The organism is Pseudomonas fluorescens group sp. PF-1 (assembly GCF_054481335.1).
Window position 1 is genome coordinate 2,121,323 of sequence record NZ_JBTMNG010000002.1, and the last position, 16,250, is coordinate 2,137,572.

Here is a 16,250-nt window from a genome sequence, read left to right on the forward strand (position 1 = left end):
ATCGCATCCTTCTGTCACCTCCCTTAAATATCCCTTGCCCGCCCCAACCCGTTTCGGGTATCAATTTGTACATGATTAGACAGGTACGATTCGACAAGAAACAACGGGTGGTCGACGAACTCATCCGGCGCATTGAAAGCGGCCTCATGGAGGACGGCTTTCATCTGCCGGGCGAGCATCAGTTGGCTCAAGAATTCAAAGTCAGCCGAGGTACTTTGCGTGAAGCCCTGGCCGAGTTGAAACGGCGCAACTACATTGCGACGCAAAGCGGGGTCGGCTCCATCGTCACCTTCGACGGTGTGGTGCTCGACCAGCGCAACGGCTGGGCCCAGGCCCTGGCCGACAGCGGCGCGCTGGTCAACACCGAAGTGCTGCGGTTGGAGGCGGTGACCCGTCCTGACCTGCTGTCGCGCTTCGGCATCGACCAGTTCATTACGCTCGACCGACGCCGCCGTTCCAACGACGGCACGCTGGTCTCCCTCGAACGCTCCTTGATGCCCGCCACCGGAGGTCTGGAAAGCCTGCCGCGTGTCGGTCTGATCGATAATTCCCTGACCATCACCCTGGCGGCCTATGGCTATATCGGTGAACGCGGCGATCAATGGATCGGTGCCGAACCGCTGAACGCCGAAGACGCCGAACTGCTGGGCCGCCCGGTCGGTACGGTATTCCTGAAAGCCTTGCGCACCACGTACGACCGGCAAAACCGTTTCATGGAACAGGTGGAAAGCTTGCTCGACCCTGTGCACTTTCGTCTTCACCTGCAGTTTGGAACGGCGCAATGACGGCGCTCAACCGTGCACTTGGCGCATTCTATGGCTTGGCCCTGGGTGATGCGCTGGGCATGCCGACCCAATCCCTGAGCCGCCCCGAAATCAAGGCGCGCTTCGGCGAAATCACCGACCTGCAAGACGCCGGCCCCTTGCAACCGATTGCCCCCAACATGCCCAGGGGCTCGATCACTGACGACACCGAACAGGCGATCCTGGTCGGCCAGTTGCTGATCGACGGCAAGGGCTGGATCGAACCGGCGTTGCTCGCCCGGCGCTTGATCGAATGGGAAGCCCAAATGCAGGCCAGGGGCTCCCAGGATTTGCTCGGGCCATCGACCAAACGTGCAATTGAAATGATCCTGGCCGGTCATTCGCCGGAAGAGGCGGGGCGTTACGGCACCACCAACGGTGCGGCGATGCGCATCACCCCGGTCGGTATCGCGGCCGACGTCGCAGATCCCGCGCGTTTTATCGATGCCGTGGTACAGGCCTGCCAGGTGACCCACAACACCACGCTGGGTATTTCGAGCGCGGCGGCGGTGGCGGCGGTGGTTTCGGCCGGGATCAACGGCATGGATTTGGGGGAAGCGCTGAACCTTGGCCAGCAAGTCGCCCAGCAAGCGGAAAGCCATGGCCATTGGGTTGCCGGCGGACGCATTGCCTCGCGCATCAGTTGGGCGCGCAGCATCAGCATCGACAGCGACAAGGCGTTGTTGGCCGACCTGCTGTACGACGTGATTGGCACTTCGGTGGCATCACAGGAATCGGTGGTGGTAGCGTTTGCCCTGGCGCAGCAAGTGGCCATCGGCGAGATGAATGCCTTCGAAGCGCTGTGCATGGCCGCCAGCCTGGGGGGCGACACCGACACCATCGCAGCGATTCTCGGCGCGATGCTCGGGGCTAACCTGGGCCTTGAGACGTGGCCTGTCGCGTTGATCGACACGGTCAAGGCTGTCAATGATCTGGAGCTGAAGCCACTGGTGCAGGGGCTATTGGCTTTGCGTTGATTGCGCTGACGCCATCGCGGGCAAGCCCGCTCCCACAGGTACAGCGTGTAACTTCAGGATCGCAGTGACCCTGTGGGAGCGAACCTGCTCGCGATAGTCGCGCCGCACATTGGATTTAATCACCCGCAATGGATCGCACGAGCACGGCCAGGAACGCCGAGACGTTGTGTCGACTTCCGTATTGCCCACAACCACAACAAAGGCAACAGGAGCATTTTTCATGAGTTCATCAACCGCCGGGCAAAATGCCGGACAACTGGAAACCCGTGGTATCGAACCGGTGCCGGAAGCCGAGTGCAACGGTCATCCCTTGCAGCTGTTCTGGGTCTGGTTCGCCGCCAACATTTCCATCCTCGGCCTGCCTTTGGGCGCGACCCTCGTAGCGTTTCGCGGCCTGGCGATCTGGCAGGCGATCATCGTTGCGATCCTCGGAGCCGCCGGCTCCTTCGCGGTGGTCGGGATCATTTCCATCGCCGGTCGTCGAGGCCGGGCACCGAGCCTGACCCTGTCACGCGCCATCTTCGGTGTACGCGGCAACATCGGCCCGACCCTGGTCTCACTGATGTCGCGCCTGGGTTGGGAAACGGTCAACACCACCACCGCCGCGTTCGTCCTGTTGTCATTGTGTTCGATTCTGTTCGGCTCGCCGGTGGAAGCGAAAAGCGCACCGCTGTTGACGCTGCTGTTCATCGCGATTTTCGTGTTGCTGACCCTGTCAGTGTCCGGCCTCGGCCACGCCACGCTGCTGGTAATCCAGAAGTGGGCGACCTACGTGTTCGGCGCGCTGAACATTCTGGTCGGCGGTTTCCTCTGCGCCACCATCGACTGGAGCGCGGTATTCAACGCCACGCCTGCGCCACTGAGCGCCATGATCATCGGCGTCGGCACCATGGCGGCGGGCACCGGGATCGGTTGGGCCAATGCAGGGGCCGACATGTCGCGCTACCAGCACCGCAGCGTCAAGGCTGTGCGCCTGGTGGCGTCGGCGGCCTTCGGCGCGGGCATTCCGCTGGTGCTGTTGATTACCCTCGGCGGCCTGCTGTCGGTGGGCAATAACGACCTGGCCCAGGCTACCGATCCGATCATCGCGATCCGCGACATGCTGCCGACCTGGATGGCCGTGCCGTACCTGGTCACCGCATTCGGCGGGCTGCTGCTGTCGAATAACCTCTCGGTGTATTCCGCCGGCCTGACCACGCTGACCCTCGGTTTGAAGGTCAAGCGCGTCTATGCCGTGGTGGTCGACATCGTCGCGATCTTCGCCGGTTCGATCTACTTCATGCTGATCGCCGACAGTTTCTATGGTCCGTTCATCACCTTCATCTCCCTGTTGGCAGTGCCGATCACCGCGTGGGTCGGGATTTTCGTGGTCGACCTGATCCATCGTCACTACTACAGCCCCAAGGACTTGCTGGATGTCAGCCCGAGCAGCGCCTACTGGTATCGCGGCGGCGTCGAATGGCGAGCCTTCGGTGCCTGGGCCATCGCCATTGTGCTCGGTTTCAGTTTCACCACCATTGGCACTACCGCGGAAAACGTCTGGTTCAAAGGCTTTCTGTCCGATTCGTGGCTGGGCCATAACGGACTCGGCTGGATCGTGACCTTCGTGGTCGCTGGTGGGATTTATCGGGTACTCGGCGGGGCGAAGGATCGTCGCGCCGCATTGATCGAGAATGCCCATGCCTAAGTTGTTGCACACCGGCCAAGTCATCATTGATCTGGTCATGGCCGTGGATAAATTGCCGCAAGCAGGTGGCGACGTGCTGGCGCAATCGGCCCGTTTCGAAGCGGGTGGCGGCTTCAATGTGATGGCCGCCGCCCGTCGCAACGGATTGCCGGTGGTCTACCTGGGCCGGCATGGCACCGGGCGCTTCGGTGACCTGGCGCGCGAGGCGATGAACAAGGAGGGCATCCAGATCGGCATCGCTCAGCGCGCCGAGCGCGATACCGGCTTGTGTGTCGCTATCACCGACGCTTCGGCCGAGCGCAGTTTTGTCTCCTACATCGGTGCGGAAGGCGACCTGACGGCCGAAGACCTGGCAAGCGTGTCGGTCGAGGCGGCGGACTATGTCTACGTCAGTGGCTACAGCCTGCTGCACGTCGGCAAGGCCCAGGCGCTGGTGGACTGGGTGCTGGCGTTGCCGAGCGCAATCAAGGTGGTATTCGATCCGGGGCCGTTGGTGGATTCGCCGGATGCGCCGCTGATGCAGGCGTTGTTGCCACGCATCGACGTATGGACCAGCAATGCGGCCGAGGCGCTGAGATTCACGGGGGCGTCGGACATCTCCGACGCGCTGACGCGCCTGGCGGCGCATCTACCGGCCACGGTGTTGATGGTCGTGCGCGATGGGCCGCAAGGCTGCTGGATCAGCCAGGGTTCTGAGCGTCGGCATGTGCCGGGCTTCAAGGTCGACGCGGTGGACAGCAATGGCGCGGGCGATGCCCATGCCGGGGTGTTCGTGGCGGGGCTGGCCCAGGGATTGTCGGCATTTGATGCAGCACGGCGGGCGAATGCGGCGGCGGCTTTGGCGGTGACACGCTGGGGGCCTGCGACTTCGCCAGGGGCGGCTGAAGTGGATGCGTTGATGGGCGATGGCTCTAGCCGTTGATCTGCCGTCATCGTTGGCAAGCCGGCTCCTGAAGGCGATTCGCGATAGCTGATCTGCACCCCGAAAGCTGGACAGCGATCCTGCTTTCAGGGGTGGCCGCTATTGGCTGATTCCGCCGGCTTTGCCCGAGTTACCGCTGGTGCTCGAGCCCAGGCCGCCGCCGGTGCTATCGGGTGTTTCGGTGTCCGGCAAGTCGAATCCGCGCTGGCGCCCGGGGTCGTTGCCCTGGGTGCGTGGATCGGTCCCCGTGGAAGGCGGCAAACGGTTGTCGATTCCCGCACCGTCGGTGTTGATGCCAGGGGCGCTCTGGATGGCCGGGGCCTTGGGTTTCTCCACAGGGTTGGTGGGGCCGGTGGTCCCGGCGAAGGCGCTAGAGGACAGCAGCGCAGCAAGGGCGAGGGCGGTCAACCGGGACAGGCTCATGGTGTTGTCTCCAATAAATAGAGTCCTACCTGATTAGTCCGCCCCGGATCTCGATGGGTGCCTGATGGGCGACGGACGGCTCAGGCGCGCTGCAACGCCTTGGCCATGCTCATTCGACGCCAGAGCAGGCGCCCGACGGTGATCAACCAATTGAGCGATGCAACCGCCATTACGGTGAGCAGCAGCGTGGCCATGCCGTGTTCGACGATGATGTTCCCGGCCAGCAATGGAAAGCCGAATACGCCGATGAAGTACGACAGGCTGAACAGCAACAAGGATTGCGCGGTGGTGCCGCTCGGCGCCTCATTGGCGGCCAGGCCGTTGATCACTGAATAGGTCAGGCCGTAACCGACCCCGAGCATCACGGCGGCGAGCACGTAGTTGAAGCCGTTGTCGACCATGAACCCGAACATCAGGATCGAGGCCAGCATCAGCCCCGAAAGCAGGCAGGACGCACGCAGTGGATCGCGCTTGACCACGAATCCGGCGACCAGCAGGCGGCCGCTGATCGCCGCGCTCATGAAGCCGAGAAAGAACAACGAATAGTCGAGCGAGCGCTGCGCCGCGTAGCTGGTTTGAAAGCTCGACAATCCGCCGAACACGCAGCCACCGAGGCCGACCATGATGATCGGGAACACCGCTCTGGACGACAGCACCCGGGCCGCGGCGTGCCAGGAAATCCGCGATACGACGGTCGATTGCGCTGCGGCCGTTTTCAGGTGTCGGTCCAGACGCCAGAACAGCAGTACCCCCACGAGACTCGCCAGCGCCGCCAGGTAAAACGCCGCCGTTACCGGATAGCCGAGGGCGCTCGCGGCGCGACCGAGCAACGGACCGCTGCCGATACCGGTCATCATGCTGCCCGACAGGAGGGCGAAATACTTGGCTCGCTGCGCCGGCGTCACCAGGCTGGCGACGATGATCGGCCCGAGGGTGTAGAACACGCCCCAACCCAACCCCAGCAACAACCCGAAAATCAGCAGCAGATGGCCGAAGCCTGGCGTCAGGGCAAAACCAAGGCTGGCGGCGACCAGCAACAGGCCGAACAGCGCCACCGAACGGGCCGCGCCGAGCCAGTCGGACAAGTGACCGGAGACGATTACGGCGGCGAAAGTGCTGAGCATCGCTGCCGAAATCACGCTGCCGGCATCCTGCTCATTGCCACCGCGAGAGCCGATCAACAGCGACAGCAAAAAGGTCGAACCGTAAGACAGCGACAGCAGGTAGCTGGCCAGGCAAAACAGGCCGAACAACTTGCTGGAGACAGGCGGTGTTGCGGTAGACATGACGTGGTTCCTTCACCCGATAAATTGGCAGGTCATCTATCTATCACGCAAGGCGTCTATCTTAGGTGCGAGGTTCGCGATGCAAGGGTTAGCCGTAGCCGGAGTAACAACCTGTGGCGACGGTGTTCTGTGGCGGGGGAGCAAGCTCCCTCGCCACAAATCGCGCGCCGCCTTAGTATGGCGTTTTCAACTTTTGACAAGGCGCGTCCATGACGATCGAAATCCGCCCGGCAACCCCCAGTGACGCGCCACAAATCCTCGCGTTCATCACGGAATTGGCCGACTACGAACGTGCCCGCCACGAAGTCATTGCCAGCGTCGCCGACATCGAGCGCAGCTTGTTCAGCGAAGGGGCGACCGCCCATGGCCTGATCTGCCTGCGCGACGGGTTGCCGATCGGGTTCGCGGTGTTCTTCTTCAGCTATTCCACATGGCTGGGCAGCAACTGCCTGTACCTCGAAGACCTCTACATCACCCCGGAGCAGCGGGGTGGCGGTGCCGGCAAAACCCTGCTGCGGCATTTGGCGAAAATTGCCTGTGCCAACGATTGCGGGCGCTTCGAATGGAGCGTTCTGGAGTGGAACACCCCAGCCATCGATTTCTACAAATCCCTGGGCGCGCAGCCACAGGAGGAGTGGGTTCGCTACCGCATGGACGGCAAAGTGCTTCGCGAGTTCGCCGAAGGTCAATAAACGCCCAACCCCCGTAGGAGCGAGCCTGCTCGCGAAGAAATGGAAAGCACTGCAGGGTGTCAGGCTTCACGCGTTATCGTTGACGACCATCGCTAGCCAGCTAGCTCCTACAGGGGAATGCATTCCGAGGAGCTTGCGAAGCTGCGATCTTTTTTTGTCTAATCTCAATATATGGGATTGATATTTATATATTGAGATTTTACGCCGTCCGGGTTTATAGTCCAGCTCACTCACTGCCAAAAACCAAAACAGGTGAAGCGATGCTGGCGCAATTGATCGCGCTCGATTGGGGGACAACCTCATTACGTGCTTACAAACTGGCCGAAGGTGGCCAAGTGCTCGAACAGCGTTCGCTGTCGTCGGGGATCATGCAGCTGCCCAAGGCGCCGCGCGTCATTGCCGGCCGGGAATGCACCGACGGTTTTGAATTGGCCTTTGACCAGGCATGCGGCGACTGGCTTGACGAACAGCCCGGCCTGCCGGTGATTGCCTGTGGCATGGTCGGCAGCGCCCAGGGCTGGTGTGAAGCGGCCTACCGCGATACGCCGGCAAACGTCGCCACCCTCGGCACCGCCTTGCAAACCGTACGCAGTCTTCGTGGTGTCGACGTGCACATCGTGCCGGGTGTGATCCAGCGCTCGCGCTTGCCCAACGTGATGCGCGGCGAAGAAACCCAAGTGCTCGGCGTGCTGCAAACCCTGTCGAACGAGGCGGGCGCCGATCTGTTGATCGGCCTGCCGGGCAGTCATTCGAAATGGGTGGAAGTGGCCGACGGCTGCATCGTCCATTTCGACACGTTCATGACCGGCGAAGTCTTCGCCGTGCTCAGCGAACACAGCATTCTGGGGCGTACCCAGCAACGCGGCGGGTCGTTCGATGACGAAGCGTTTGATCGCGGCGTGCAGGTGGCATTGTCGGCGGACGGTGAAACCGGTGTGCTCTCGACCATGTTCAGCGCTCGCAGCCTCGGGCTGACGGGGGCGCTGAGCGCCACCGCACAACCGGACTATCTGTCCGGCCTGTTGATCGGCCATGAACTGTCGGCCCTCGCCAGCGTCCTGCGACATCGGCGCAACAGTGCGCACCTGCCATCGATCATCCTCATCGGCAACGCCCAACTCTGTACGCGTTACAGCCGGGCCCTGGACGCTTGCGGGTTTGCCCGGGTGGCGCTGGTCGAACAGGCCACCGAACGCGGGCTGTGGCAACTGGCGCTGGCCGCCGGACTGATCACGCCCAACCCATCCCGTTAAACCTGACTGGAGCTCTGAACATGCTCAAACAAGCACTGGCGCAAAACGGTCTGATCGCGATCCTGCGCGGCTTGCGTCCGCAAGAAGCGGCGGCCATCGGCGAAGTCCTGTACACAGCCGGATTTCGCGTCATCGAGGTGCCGCTCAACTCCCCGGAGCCGTACGAAAGCATCCGTATCCTGCGCAGCACCTTGCCCGCTGATTGCCTGATCGGTGCCGGCACGGTGCTGACACCGGAACAGGTCGAGCAAGTGAAAGCGGCGGGCGGTCAGGTGATCGTGATGCCCCACAGCGATCCCAAGGTATTGCGCGCCGCGAAGGCTGCGGGGCTGTACCTGTCACCGGGTGTCGCCACGCCGACCGAAGCCTTTGCGGCACTGGCCGAAGGGGCGGACATCCTGAAGATGTTTCCGGCCGAACAGATGGGGCCGGCGGTCGTCAAGGCATGGCTCGCGGTGTTGCCGGCAGGAACGATTCTGGCACCGGTCGGTGGCATCACCCCGGACAACATGCAGGTGTTCATCGATGCCGGTGTCAAAGGCTTCGGCCTCGGCACCGGGTTGTTCAAGCCAGGCATGACCCCTGGGCAAGTGGCGGCCAATGCCAAGGCCTACGTCGCTGCCTGGAAATCCCTTCGCTAAGACTTTTGGCGCTGCGTGCGCTGCATCTGAACAAGAGAGACAAGAAGATGAAAATCACCAAACTGACCACCTTCATCGTTCCGCCGCGCTGGTGCTTCCTCAAGGTCGAAACCGACGAGGGCGTCACTGGTTGGGGCGAGCCCGTGGTCGAAGGCCGTGCCCACACCGTGGCGGCCGCCGTCGAGGAGTTGTCCGACTACCTGATCGGCAAAGACCCACGCAACATCGAAGACATCTGGACCGTGCTCTATCGCGGCGGCTTCTACCGTGGCGGCGCGATCCACATGAGCGCACTGGCCGGCATCGACCAGGCGTTGTGGGACATCAAGGGCAAGGCGTTGGGTGTGTCGGTCAGTGATCTGCTGGGCGGCCAGGTGCGCGACAAGATTCGTGTCTATTCGTGGATCGGCGGCGACCGTCCGGCGGATACCGCGCGGGCAGCGAAAGAAGCGGTGGGGCGCGGTTTCACCGCGGTGAAAATGAACGGCACCGAAGAGCTGCAGTTCCTCGACACCTTCGAGAAAGTCGACCTGGCCCTGGCCAACGTCGCTGCCGTGCGTGACGCGGTGGGCCCGAACGTCGGCATCGGCGTCGACTTCCATGGCCGGGTGCACAAGCCCATGGCCAAGGTGCTCATGAAAGAGCTCGACCCCTACAAACTGATGTTCATCGAAGAGCCAGTGCTCAGTGAAAACTATGAAGCACTGAAGGAACTGGCGCCGCTGACCAGCACGCCGATTGCCCTGGGCGAACGGTTGTTTTCCCGTTGGGATTTCAAACGCGTGCTCAGCGAAGGCTACGTCGACATCATTCAGCCTGATGCGTCCCACGCCGGTGGCATCACCGAAACCCGCAAGATCGCCAACATGGCCGAAGCCTACGACGTGGCGCTGGCGCTGCATTGTCCGCTGGGCCCGATTGCGCTGGCCGCTTGCCTGCAACTGGACGCGGCCTGCTACAACGCGTTCATTCAGGAACAGAGCCTGGGCATCCATTACAACGAGAGCAACGACCTGCTGGATTACGTCAAGGATCCGCGGGTGTTCGACTACGACAAAGGCTTCGTGAAAATCCCCAACGGCCCGGGCCTGGGTATCGAGATCAACGAGGAGTACGTGATCGAACGCGCAGCCATCGGGCACCGTTGGCGCAACCCGATCTGGCGCCATGCCGATGGCAGTTTTGCCGAGTGGTGAGTTTCTCCTGACACATAACCTGTGGGAGCGGGCTTGCCCGCGATAGCGTCCTGTCGGTCACATCAATGCCGGATGTGCCGCCGCCATCGCGGACAAGCCCGCCCCCACAGAGACAGTGCAAATTTTCCAATCGTCCTCAATAAACATAAGAAGAGGCACTCCTCATGCAACCGCAAACCCTTACCGGGCAGGCGACGTTGGTGACGCCCAGCCGCAAGCGTTTTTTCATCATGGTCCTGCTGTTCATCACGGTGGTGATCAATTACCTGGACCGCAGCAACCTGTCGATCGCAGCCCCGGCGCTGACCAGCGAACTGGGCATCGACCCGATTCACGTCGGCCTGATTTTCTCGGCCTTCGGCTGGACCTACGCCGCCATGCAGATCCCCGGTGGCTGGCTGGTGGACCGTGTTCCGCCACGCATTCTCTACACCGCTGCCTTGCTGCTATGGTCGATTGCCACGGTGATGCTTGGCTTCGCCGGCAGCTTCATCGTGTTGTTCGTCTTGCGCATGGCCGTCGGTGCCCTGGAAGCGCCGGCCTATCCGATCAACAGCCGCGTGGTGACGACGTGGTTCCCGGAACGCGAGCGCGCCACGGCCATCGGTTTCTATACTTCTGGGCAGTTTGTCGGCCTGGCATTCCTGACGCCGTTACTGGCCTGGCTTCAGCACGAATTCGGCTGGCACATGGTGTTTGTCACCACCGGCGCGGTAGGCATTCTCTGGGCCGTGATCTGGTACGCGGTGTATCGCGAACCGCGTGACTTCAAAGGCGCCAACGAGGCCGAAATCGACTTGATCCGCGAAGGCGGCGGGCTGGTGGACATCCAGGCCGAGCAAGCGAAGGTGAAGGCCAAATTCAGCTGGGCCGACCTGGGGATCGTTCTGAGCAAGCGCAAACTCTGGGGCATCTACCTGGGCCAGTTCTGCCTCAACTCGACGCTGTGGTTTTTCCTGACGTGGTTCCCGACCTACCTGGTGAAATACCGGGGGATGGACTTCATCAAATCCGGCTTGCTGGCATCGCTGCCGTTTCTCGCGGCGTTCGTCGGTGTGCTGTGTTCCGGATTCTTTTCGGATTTCCTGATCCGGCGCGGGTACACGGTCGGTTTCGCTCGCAAATTGCCGATCATCAGTGGCCTGCTGATTTCCACTTCGATCATCGGCGCCAACTTCGTCGAGTCGACGCCGCTGGTGATTGCCTTCCTCGCCCTGGCGTTCTTCGGCAATGGTCTGGCTTCGATCACCTGGTCGCTGGTTTCCACGCTGGCACCGGCACGTTTGCTGGGACTGACCGGTGGCGTGTTCAACTTCATCGGCAACTTGTCAGCCATTGCCACGCCAATCGTCATCGGTTTCCTCGCCAGCGGTGAGTCCTTTGCCCCGGCGATCACCTACATCTCGGTTCTGGCATTGCTGGGTGCACTTTCCTACATTTTGCTGGTGGGCAAGGTCGAGCGTATCAAGTTGTAGTCGCAGCAGGAGGGCGACCATAATGCCGCCCGTTCACTCGCTCAACGGTAAAGGCTGGATATGCAGGAAGACGCCCCAAAAATCGCCAAGGACGCCGCGCCGACCGGCACCCAGACACTGCTTCGAGGTTTGGGTGTGGTTCAGGCCGTGGCCAGTGGCGCCCGTGATCTCAAGGAGATCGCCCGGTTGATCGGAACCACGCGCAGCACCACTCATCGACTGGCCAGTTGCCTGGTCGACGAACGTTATCTGCGGGTGGTGCCGCAAGTCGGTTACCTGCTGGGGCCGAAGCTGATCGAATTGGGGTTTCAGGCGCGCGAAGAACTGCCGTTGGTCACCCTGGCCGGGCCGTATCTGGATGAGTTGTCGGCGTTGACCGGTGACACCATTCACCTGGCGATCCGAGAAGGCGACGAAGTGCTGTACCTGCACAAGAATCCGGGACGCAACGGCCCGGAAATGCGCTCGCGGGTCGGTCATCGCATGCCGTTGGCGCGTACCGGCATCGGTAAGGCGCTGATGCTCGACGACACCCCGCAAGAGTGGCAACGGTTGTACGAAGTCAGCCTGCCAGCGGGTGGGAAAAATCAGTTCTGGCCGCAGCACCCGGAGCAGTCCTGGGAACAATTTCAGCAGCGCATGATCGAGTATGTGGCCGGAGGTTATGCGTTCGACCTGGAGGACAACGAACCGTCGATCCGTTGCGTGGCGGCACCGATTCGTGATGCCAGCAAGCGCATCGTCGCCGGCATCAGCATCGCCAGTACCGTGCCGTATATGCCGCTGAAAAAAATGGCCGAGTTGATTCCCCTGATCAAAGGGGTCACGGCGCGGTTGTCGGCGGAGCTGGGTCTCAAGGTTTGAATGCAAACCACTGTGGGAGCGAGCTCGCTCCCACAGTGGTTTTTTGTGCCGTCAGTAAAATCGCAGACAACAAAAAGGCCCCCATTCGGGAGCCTCGTTGTTCAGGCGTTCGGCTTACATGTTCGGGTAAGTCGGGCCGCCAGCGCCTTCCGGCGTCACCCAGGTGATGTTCTGCGAAGGGTCCTTGATGTCGCAAGTCTTGCAGTGAACGCAGTTCTGGGCGTTGATCTGGAAGCGCTTCTCGCCATCTTCCTTGGTAATCACTTCGTACACGCCGGCCGGGCAGTAACGCTGGGCTGGCTCATCGTACAGCGGCAGGTTCTTGTTGATCGGGATGCTCGGATCGGTCAGCTTCAGGTGGCACGGCTGTTCTTCTTCATGGTTGGTACCGGAGATGAACACCGAGCTGAGTTTGTCGAAGCTGATCTTGCCGTCCGGTTTCGGGTAGTCGATCTTCTTGCAGTCGGCCGCAAGCTTGAGGCAAGCGTAGTCCGGCTTGGTGTCGTGCAGGGTGAACGGCAGTTTGCCGCCGAAGATGTTCTGGTCGAGCCAGTTGAAACCGCCACCGACGATAGCGCCGAACTTGTGGATCGCCGGGCCGAAGTTGCGGCTGGCGAACAGTTCGTCGTAGAGCCAGCTCTTCTTGAACGCGTCGACGTAACTGGTCAGTTCTGCAGTGCCGTCCAGATCAGCGAACAGCGCGTCGGCCACGGATTCGGCGGCCAGCATGCCGGACTTCATCGCTGTGTGGCTGCCTTTGATCTTGGCGAAGTTCAGGGTGCCGAGGTCGCAACCGATCAGCGCGCCGCCCTTGAAGACCATTTTCGGCAGCGAATTCAGGCCGCCCTTGCAAATGGCGCGCGCGCCGTAGCTGATGCGCTTGCCGCCTTCCAGGTATTGCTTGAGCACCGGGTGATGCTTGAGGCGCTGGAACTCGTCGAACGGCGACAGGTAAGTGTTGCTGTAGGACAGGTCGACGATCAGGCCGACCACCACCTGGTTGTTTTCCAGGTGATAGAGGAACGAGCCACCGGTGTTCTCGGTGCCCATGATGTCCATCGGCCAACCGGCGGTGTGGACCACCAGGCCTGGCTGATGCTTGGCCGGGTCGACTTCCCAGATTTCTTTCAGGCCGATGCCGTAGTGCTGGGCGTCTGCATCGCTGTCGAGGTTGAAACGCTTGATCAGCTGCTTGCCGATGTGGCCGCGGCAACCTTCGGCGAACAGCGTGTACTTGCCACGCAGTTCCATGCCTGGGGTGTACAGGCCTTCCTTCGGGTGACCTTCGCGGTCAACGCCCAGATCGCCCGTGATGATCCCGCGAACCACGCCGTTCTCGTCGAACAGGGCTTCCTGGGCGGCGAAGCCCGGGTAGATTTCCACGCCCAGGTTCTCGGCCTGCTGGGCCAGCCAGCGGCACAGGTTGCCCAGGGAGATGATGTAGTTGCCTTCGTTGTGCATGGTCTTGGGCACAAAGAAGTCAGGGATTTTCTGCGCGCTTTCGGCGTTTTTCAGCACGAAGATGTCATCGCGGGTGACCGGCGTGTTCAGCGGCGCGCCGAGTGCTTTCCAGTCGGGGAACAATTCGTTCAGGGCCCGTGGTTCGAACACGGCACCAGACAAGATGTGAGCACCGACCTCGGAGCCTTTTTCGACCACGCAGACGCTGATTTCCTTACCGGCTTCGGCGGCCTTCTGCTTCAATCGGCAGGCAGCGGAAAGACCAGCGGGGCCGGCACCGACGATGACGACGTCGAATTCCATGTATTCGCGTTCCACAGGTTATCTCCTACTCAAGGCTCAACAGTTTTTTTTCTAATTGGGAGGTTGGGTGTCGCATCCCTGAATCCCTGCGCAACGCCGGGAGAGGACAATCGAGTAACCACCTTTCTCTTTGGGTGGCGCATTATATCTACACCACTCTCAGCGTCCAATACAAACGTTTGTTTGAATTGGCTCAAAGCCAGAGAAATCAAAGTCACGCGGCTTATGAACGGCTATTTTGCCGTATTGACCGGAATAGGTGTTCCGGTCAAGATACGGGCGGTTTTGCGCTCGCCGTAGGCTGACTGTTGGTTTCAAGAGCACCTCTAAAGACAGGGCGATGGCACTGGAAAGTGATGAGCCGCGCAAGTTTGGCGCGCAGTTTACACGCCGTGATAATGAATGACTCGTGAGTCACGACTGACGAACGGTCATCAACATCATGAGCGATGGTCACTTGACACGTTTGCCGGCGTTTTTAGAGGTGCCCTTGCGCCCGATGAGCATCAACCGCCAGGTTCGCCTAGGCGACTTCCTTTTCACCGGAGAGTAACGAGGAATCCATGAAGGTTCTTGTAGCTGTCAAACGCGTTGTGGATTACAACGTCAAGGTCCGCGTCAAGGCGGACAATTCCGGCGTCGATCTTGCCAACGTCAAGATGTCGATGAACCCGTTCTGCGAAATCGCAGTGGAAGAAGCGGTACGCCTGAAAGAGAAAGGCGTCGCGACTGAAATCGTCGTCGTCTCCGTCGGCCCGTCCACCGCTCAAGAGCAACTGCGCACTGCGCTGGCTCTGGGTGCTGACCGCGCCATCCTCGTCGAATCCGCCGAAGATCTGACTTCCCTGGCCGTTGCCAAACTGCTGAAGGCTGTTGTCGACAAGGAACAGCCTCAGCTGGTGATCCTTGGCAAACAAGCCATCGACAGCGACAACAACCAGACTGGCCAGATGCTTGCCGCATTGAGCGGTTACGGTCAGGGCACGTTCGCTTCGAAAGTCGAAATCAGCGGCGACAGCGTCGCCGTGACCCGCGAAATCGATGGCGGCGCGCAGACCGTTTCCCTGAAACTGCCGGCCATCGTCACCACCGACCTGCGTTTGAACGAGCCGCGCTACGCGTCCCTGCCAAACATCATGAAAGCCAAGAAGAAGCCTCTCGAAGTGCTGACTCCGGACGCTTTGGGCGTTTCCACCGCCTCCACCAACAAGACCGTGAAAGTCGAAGCGCCTGCTGCACGCAGCGCGGGTATCAAGGTCAAGTCGGTGGCTGAACTGGTCGAGAAACTGAAAAACGAAGCGAAGGTAATCTAAATGACTATCTTGGTTATTGCTGAACACGACAACAAAGTGCTGGCCCCGGCCACGCTGAACACCGTGGCTGCCGCTGCCAAAATCGGCGGCGACATCCACGTGCTGGTTGCAGGCCAGGGCGCTGGCGCCGTGGCTGAAGCCGCTGCGAAAGTCGCTGGCGTGGCTAAAGTGCTGGTGGCCGACAACGCTGCCTACGCTCACCAGTTGCCGGAAAACGTTGCGCCTCTGGTTGCCGAGCTGGGCAAGGGTTACAGCCACATCCTGGCTGCCGCCACTTCCAACGGCAAAAACATCCTGCCGCGCGTCGCCGCTGCGCTGGACGTTGACCAGATTTCCGAGATCATCTCGGTCGAAAGCGCTGACACCTTCAAGCGTCCGATCTATGCCGGTAACGCCATCGCTACCGTGCAATCGAACGCCGCCGTGAAAGTGATCACCGTGCGTGCCACCGGTTTCGACCCGGTTGCCGCTGAAGGTGGTTCGGCTGCCGTTGAAGCCGTTGCCGCTGCCCACGACGCTGGCATCTCCAGCTTCGTCGGCGAAGAACTGGCCAAGTCCGATCGTCCGGAACTGACCGCTGCCAAGATCGTCGTTTCCGGCGGCCGCGGCATGCAGAACGGTGACAACTTCAAACACCTGTACGCCCTGGCCGACAAGCTGGGCGCTGCCGTTGGTGCTTCGCGCGCCGCGGTCGACGCAGGTTTCGTACCCAACGACATGCAGGTCGGTCAGACCGGCAAGATCGTTGCGCCACAGCTGTACATCGCCGTCGGTATCTCCGGCGCGATCCAGCACCTGGCCGGCATGAAAGACTCCAAAGTGATCGTTGCGATCAACAAGGATGAAGAAGCGCCGATCTTCCAGGTGGCCGATTACGGCCTGGTGGCGGACTTGTTCGAAGCCATCCCTGAGCTGGAGAAGCTGGTCTAATCCGGCTGCTTCACTTATAAAGAG

Annotated in this window: 15 protein-coding genes; 12 read left to right on the forward strand and 3 right to left on the reverse strand. The window is 61.2% G+C overall.

The genetic code is table 11. The features are described from left to right. The first annotated feature begins 71 nt into the window (after positions 1-71). The 4 genes from ACX3YD_RS24605 to ACX3YD_RS24620 all read left to right on the forward strand — a co-directional run bounded on the left by ACX3YD_RS24605 (position 72) and on the right by ACX3YD_RS24620 (position 4,389). The gene (locus tag ACX3YD_RS24605; protein WP_103405754.1) at positions 72-785 is read left to right on the forward strand and encodes a GntR family transcriptional regulator; all 714 of its coding nucleotides are present in this window, start codon (positions 72-74) and stop codon (positions 783-785) included. Then, positions 782-1,780, forward strand: a complete 999-nt coding sequence (locus ACX3YD_RS24610; RefSeq protein WP_103405753.1) for an ADP-ribosylglycohydrolase family protein — start codon at positions 782-784, stop codon at positions 1,778-1,780. Before ACX3YD_RS24605 ends, ACX3YD_RS24610 begins: the two co-directional genes overlap by 4 nt. A 220-nt stretch (positions 1,781-2,000) precedes the next feature. After that, entirely contained in the window at positions 2,001-3,467 is a 1,467-nt protein-coding gene (locus ACX3YD_RS24615; protein WP_458961258.1) for a purine-cytosine permease family protein, read from the forward strand. Further along, positions 3,460-4,389, forward strand: coding sequence for a PfkB family carbohydrate kinase (locus tag ACX3YD_RS24620; RefSeq protein ID WP_458961259.1), 930 nt, complete (start codon positions 3,460-3,462; stop codon positions 4,387-4,389). Before ACX3YD_RS24615 ends, ACX3YD_RS24620 begins: the two co-directional genes overlap by 8 nt. A 99-nt stretch (positions 4,390-4,488) precedes the next feature. Here ACX3YD_RS24620 and ACX3YD_RS24625 read toward each other — a convergent pair whose 3' ends face one another. Together ACX3YD_RS24625 and ACX3YD_RS24630 are read right to left on the reverse strand one after the other, a co-directional pair. Further along, complete coding sequence (locus ACX3YD_RS24625) at positions 4,489-4,812, reverse strand: hypothetical protein (protein ID WP_103405750.1); 324 nt, start codon at positions 4,810-4,812, stop codon at positions 4,489-4,491. Positions 4,813-4,892: 80 nt separating this feature from the next. Further along, positions 4,893-6,098 (reverse strand): MFS transporter, encoded by a 1,206-nt coding sequence (locus ACX3YD_RS24630; protein WP_458961260.1) that lies wholly within the window; start codon positions 6,096-6,098, stop codon positions 4,893-4,895. A 209-nt stretch (positions 6,099-6,307) separates the two neighbouring features. Between ACX3YD_RS24630 and ACX3YD_RS24635 the strand changes: the two genes are divergently transcribed. The 6 genes from ACX3YD_RS24635 to ACX3YD_RS24660 all read left to right on the forward strand — a co-directional run bounded on the left by ACX3YD_RS24635 (position 6,308) and on the right by ACX3YD_RS24660 (position 12,219). Beyond that, positions 6,308-6,790 (forward strand): GNAT family N-acetyltransferase, encoded by a 483-nt coding sequence (locus ACX3YD_RS24635; protein WP_047527014.1) that lies wholly within the window; start codon positions 6,308-6,310, stop codon positions 6,788-6,790. Positions 6,791-7,050: 260 nt separating this feature from the next. Further along, complete coding sequence (locus ACX3YD_RS24640; protein ID WP_458961261.1) at positions 7,051-8,043, forward strand: 2-dehydro-3-deoxygalactonokinase; 993 nt, start codon at positions 7,051-7,053, stop codon at positions 8,041-8,043. A 20-nt stretch (positions 8,044-8,063) separates the two neighbouring features. After that, the gene (locus ACX3YD_RS24645) at positions 8,064-8,684 is read left to right on the forward strand and encodes a 2-dehydro-3-deoxy-6-phosphogalactonate aldolase (protein WP_458961262.1); all 621 of its coding nucleotides are present in this window, start codon (positions 8,064-8,066) and stop codon (positions 8,682-8,684) included. A gap of 47 nt (positions 8,685-8,731) precedes the next feature. After that, complete coding sequence (gene dgoD, locus ACX3YD_RS24650) at positions 8,732-9,880, forward strand: galactonate dehydratase (RefSeq protein ID WP_047527021.1); 1,149 nt, start codon at positions 8,732-8,734, stop codon at positions 9,878-9,880. A gap of 164 nt (positions 9,881-10,044) precedes the next feature. Beyond that, positions 10,045-11,355, forward strand: coding sequence for an MFS transporter (locus ACX3YD_RS24655; RefSeq protein ID WP_458961263.1), 1,311 nt, complete (start codon positions 10,045-10,047; stop codon positions 11,353-11,355). A gap of 60 nt (positions 11,356-11,415) precedes the next feature. Further along, positions 11,416-12,219 carry an IclR family transcriptional regulator gene (locus ACX3YD_RS24660; RefSeq protein ID WP_458961264.1) on the forward strand — a complete coding sequence of 268 codons (804 nt, stop codon included), beginning with the start codon at positions 11,416-11,418 and terminating at the stop codon, positions 12,217-12,219. Positions 12,220-12,333: 114 nt separating this feature from the next. Here the strand turns inward: ACX3YD_RS24660 and ACX3YD_RS24665 are convergent, their stop codons facing one another. Further along, positions 12,334-13,998 carry an electron transfer flavoprotein-ubiquinone oxidoreductase gene (locus ACX3YD_RS24665; RefSeq protein WP_047527027.1) on the reverse strand — a complete coding sequence of 555 codons (1,665 nt, stop codon included), beginning with the start codon at positions 13,996-13,998 and terminating at the stop codon, positions 12,334-12,336. 548 nt (positions 13,999-14,546) lie between these two features. On the opposite strand from ACX3YD_RS24665, the gene ACX3YD_RS24670 reads away from it, so the two are divergent. Together ACX3YD_RS24670 and ACX3YD_RS24675 are read left to right on the forward strand one after the other, a co-directional pair. Continuing rightward, positions 14,547-15,296, forward strand: a complete 750-nt coding sequence (locus ACX3YD_RS24670; RefSeq protein WP_007987229.1) for an electron transfer flavoprotein subunit beta/FixA family protein — start codon at positions 14,547-14,549, stop codon at positions 15,294-15,296. Beyond that, positions 15,297-16,226: an electron transfer flavoprotein subunit alpha/FixB family protein gene (locus ACX3YD_RS24675; protein ID WP_056727194.1), complete on the forward strand. Its 930-nt coding sequence runs from the start codon at positions 15,297-15,299 to the stop codon at positions 16,224-16,226. It begins immediately after the preceding gene. The last annotated feature ends 24 nt before the right edge of the window (positions 16,227-16,250 follow it).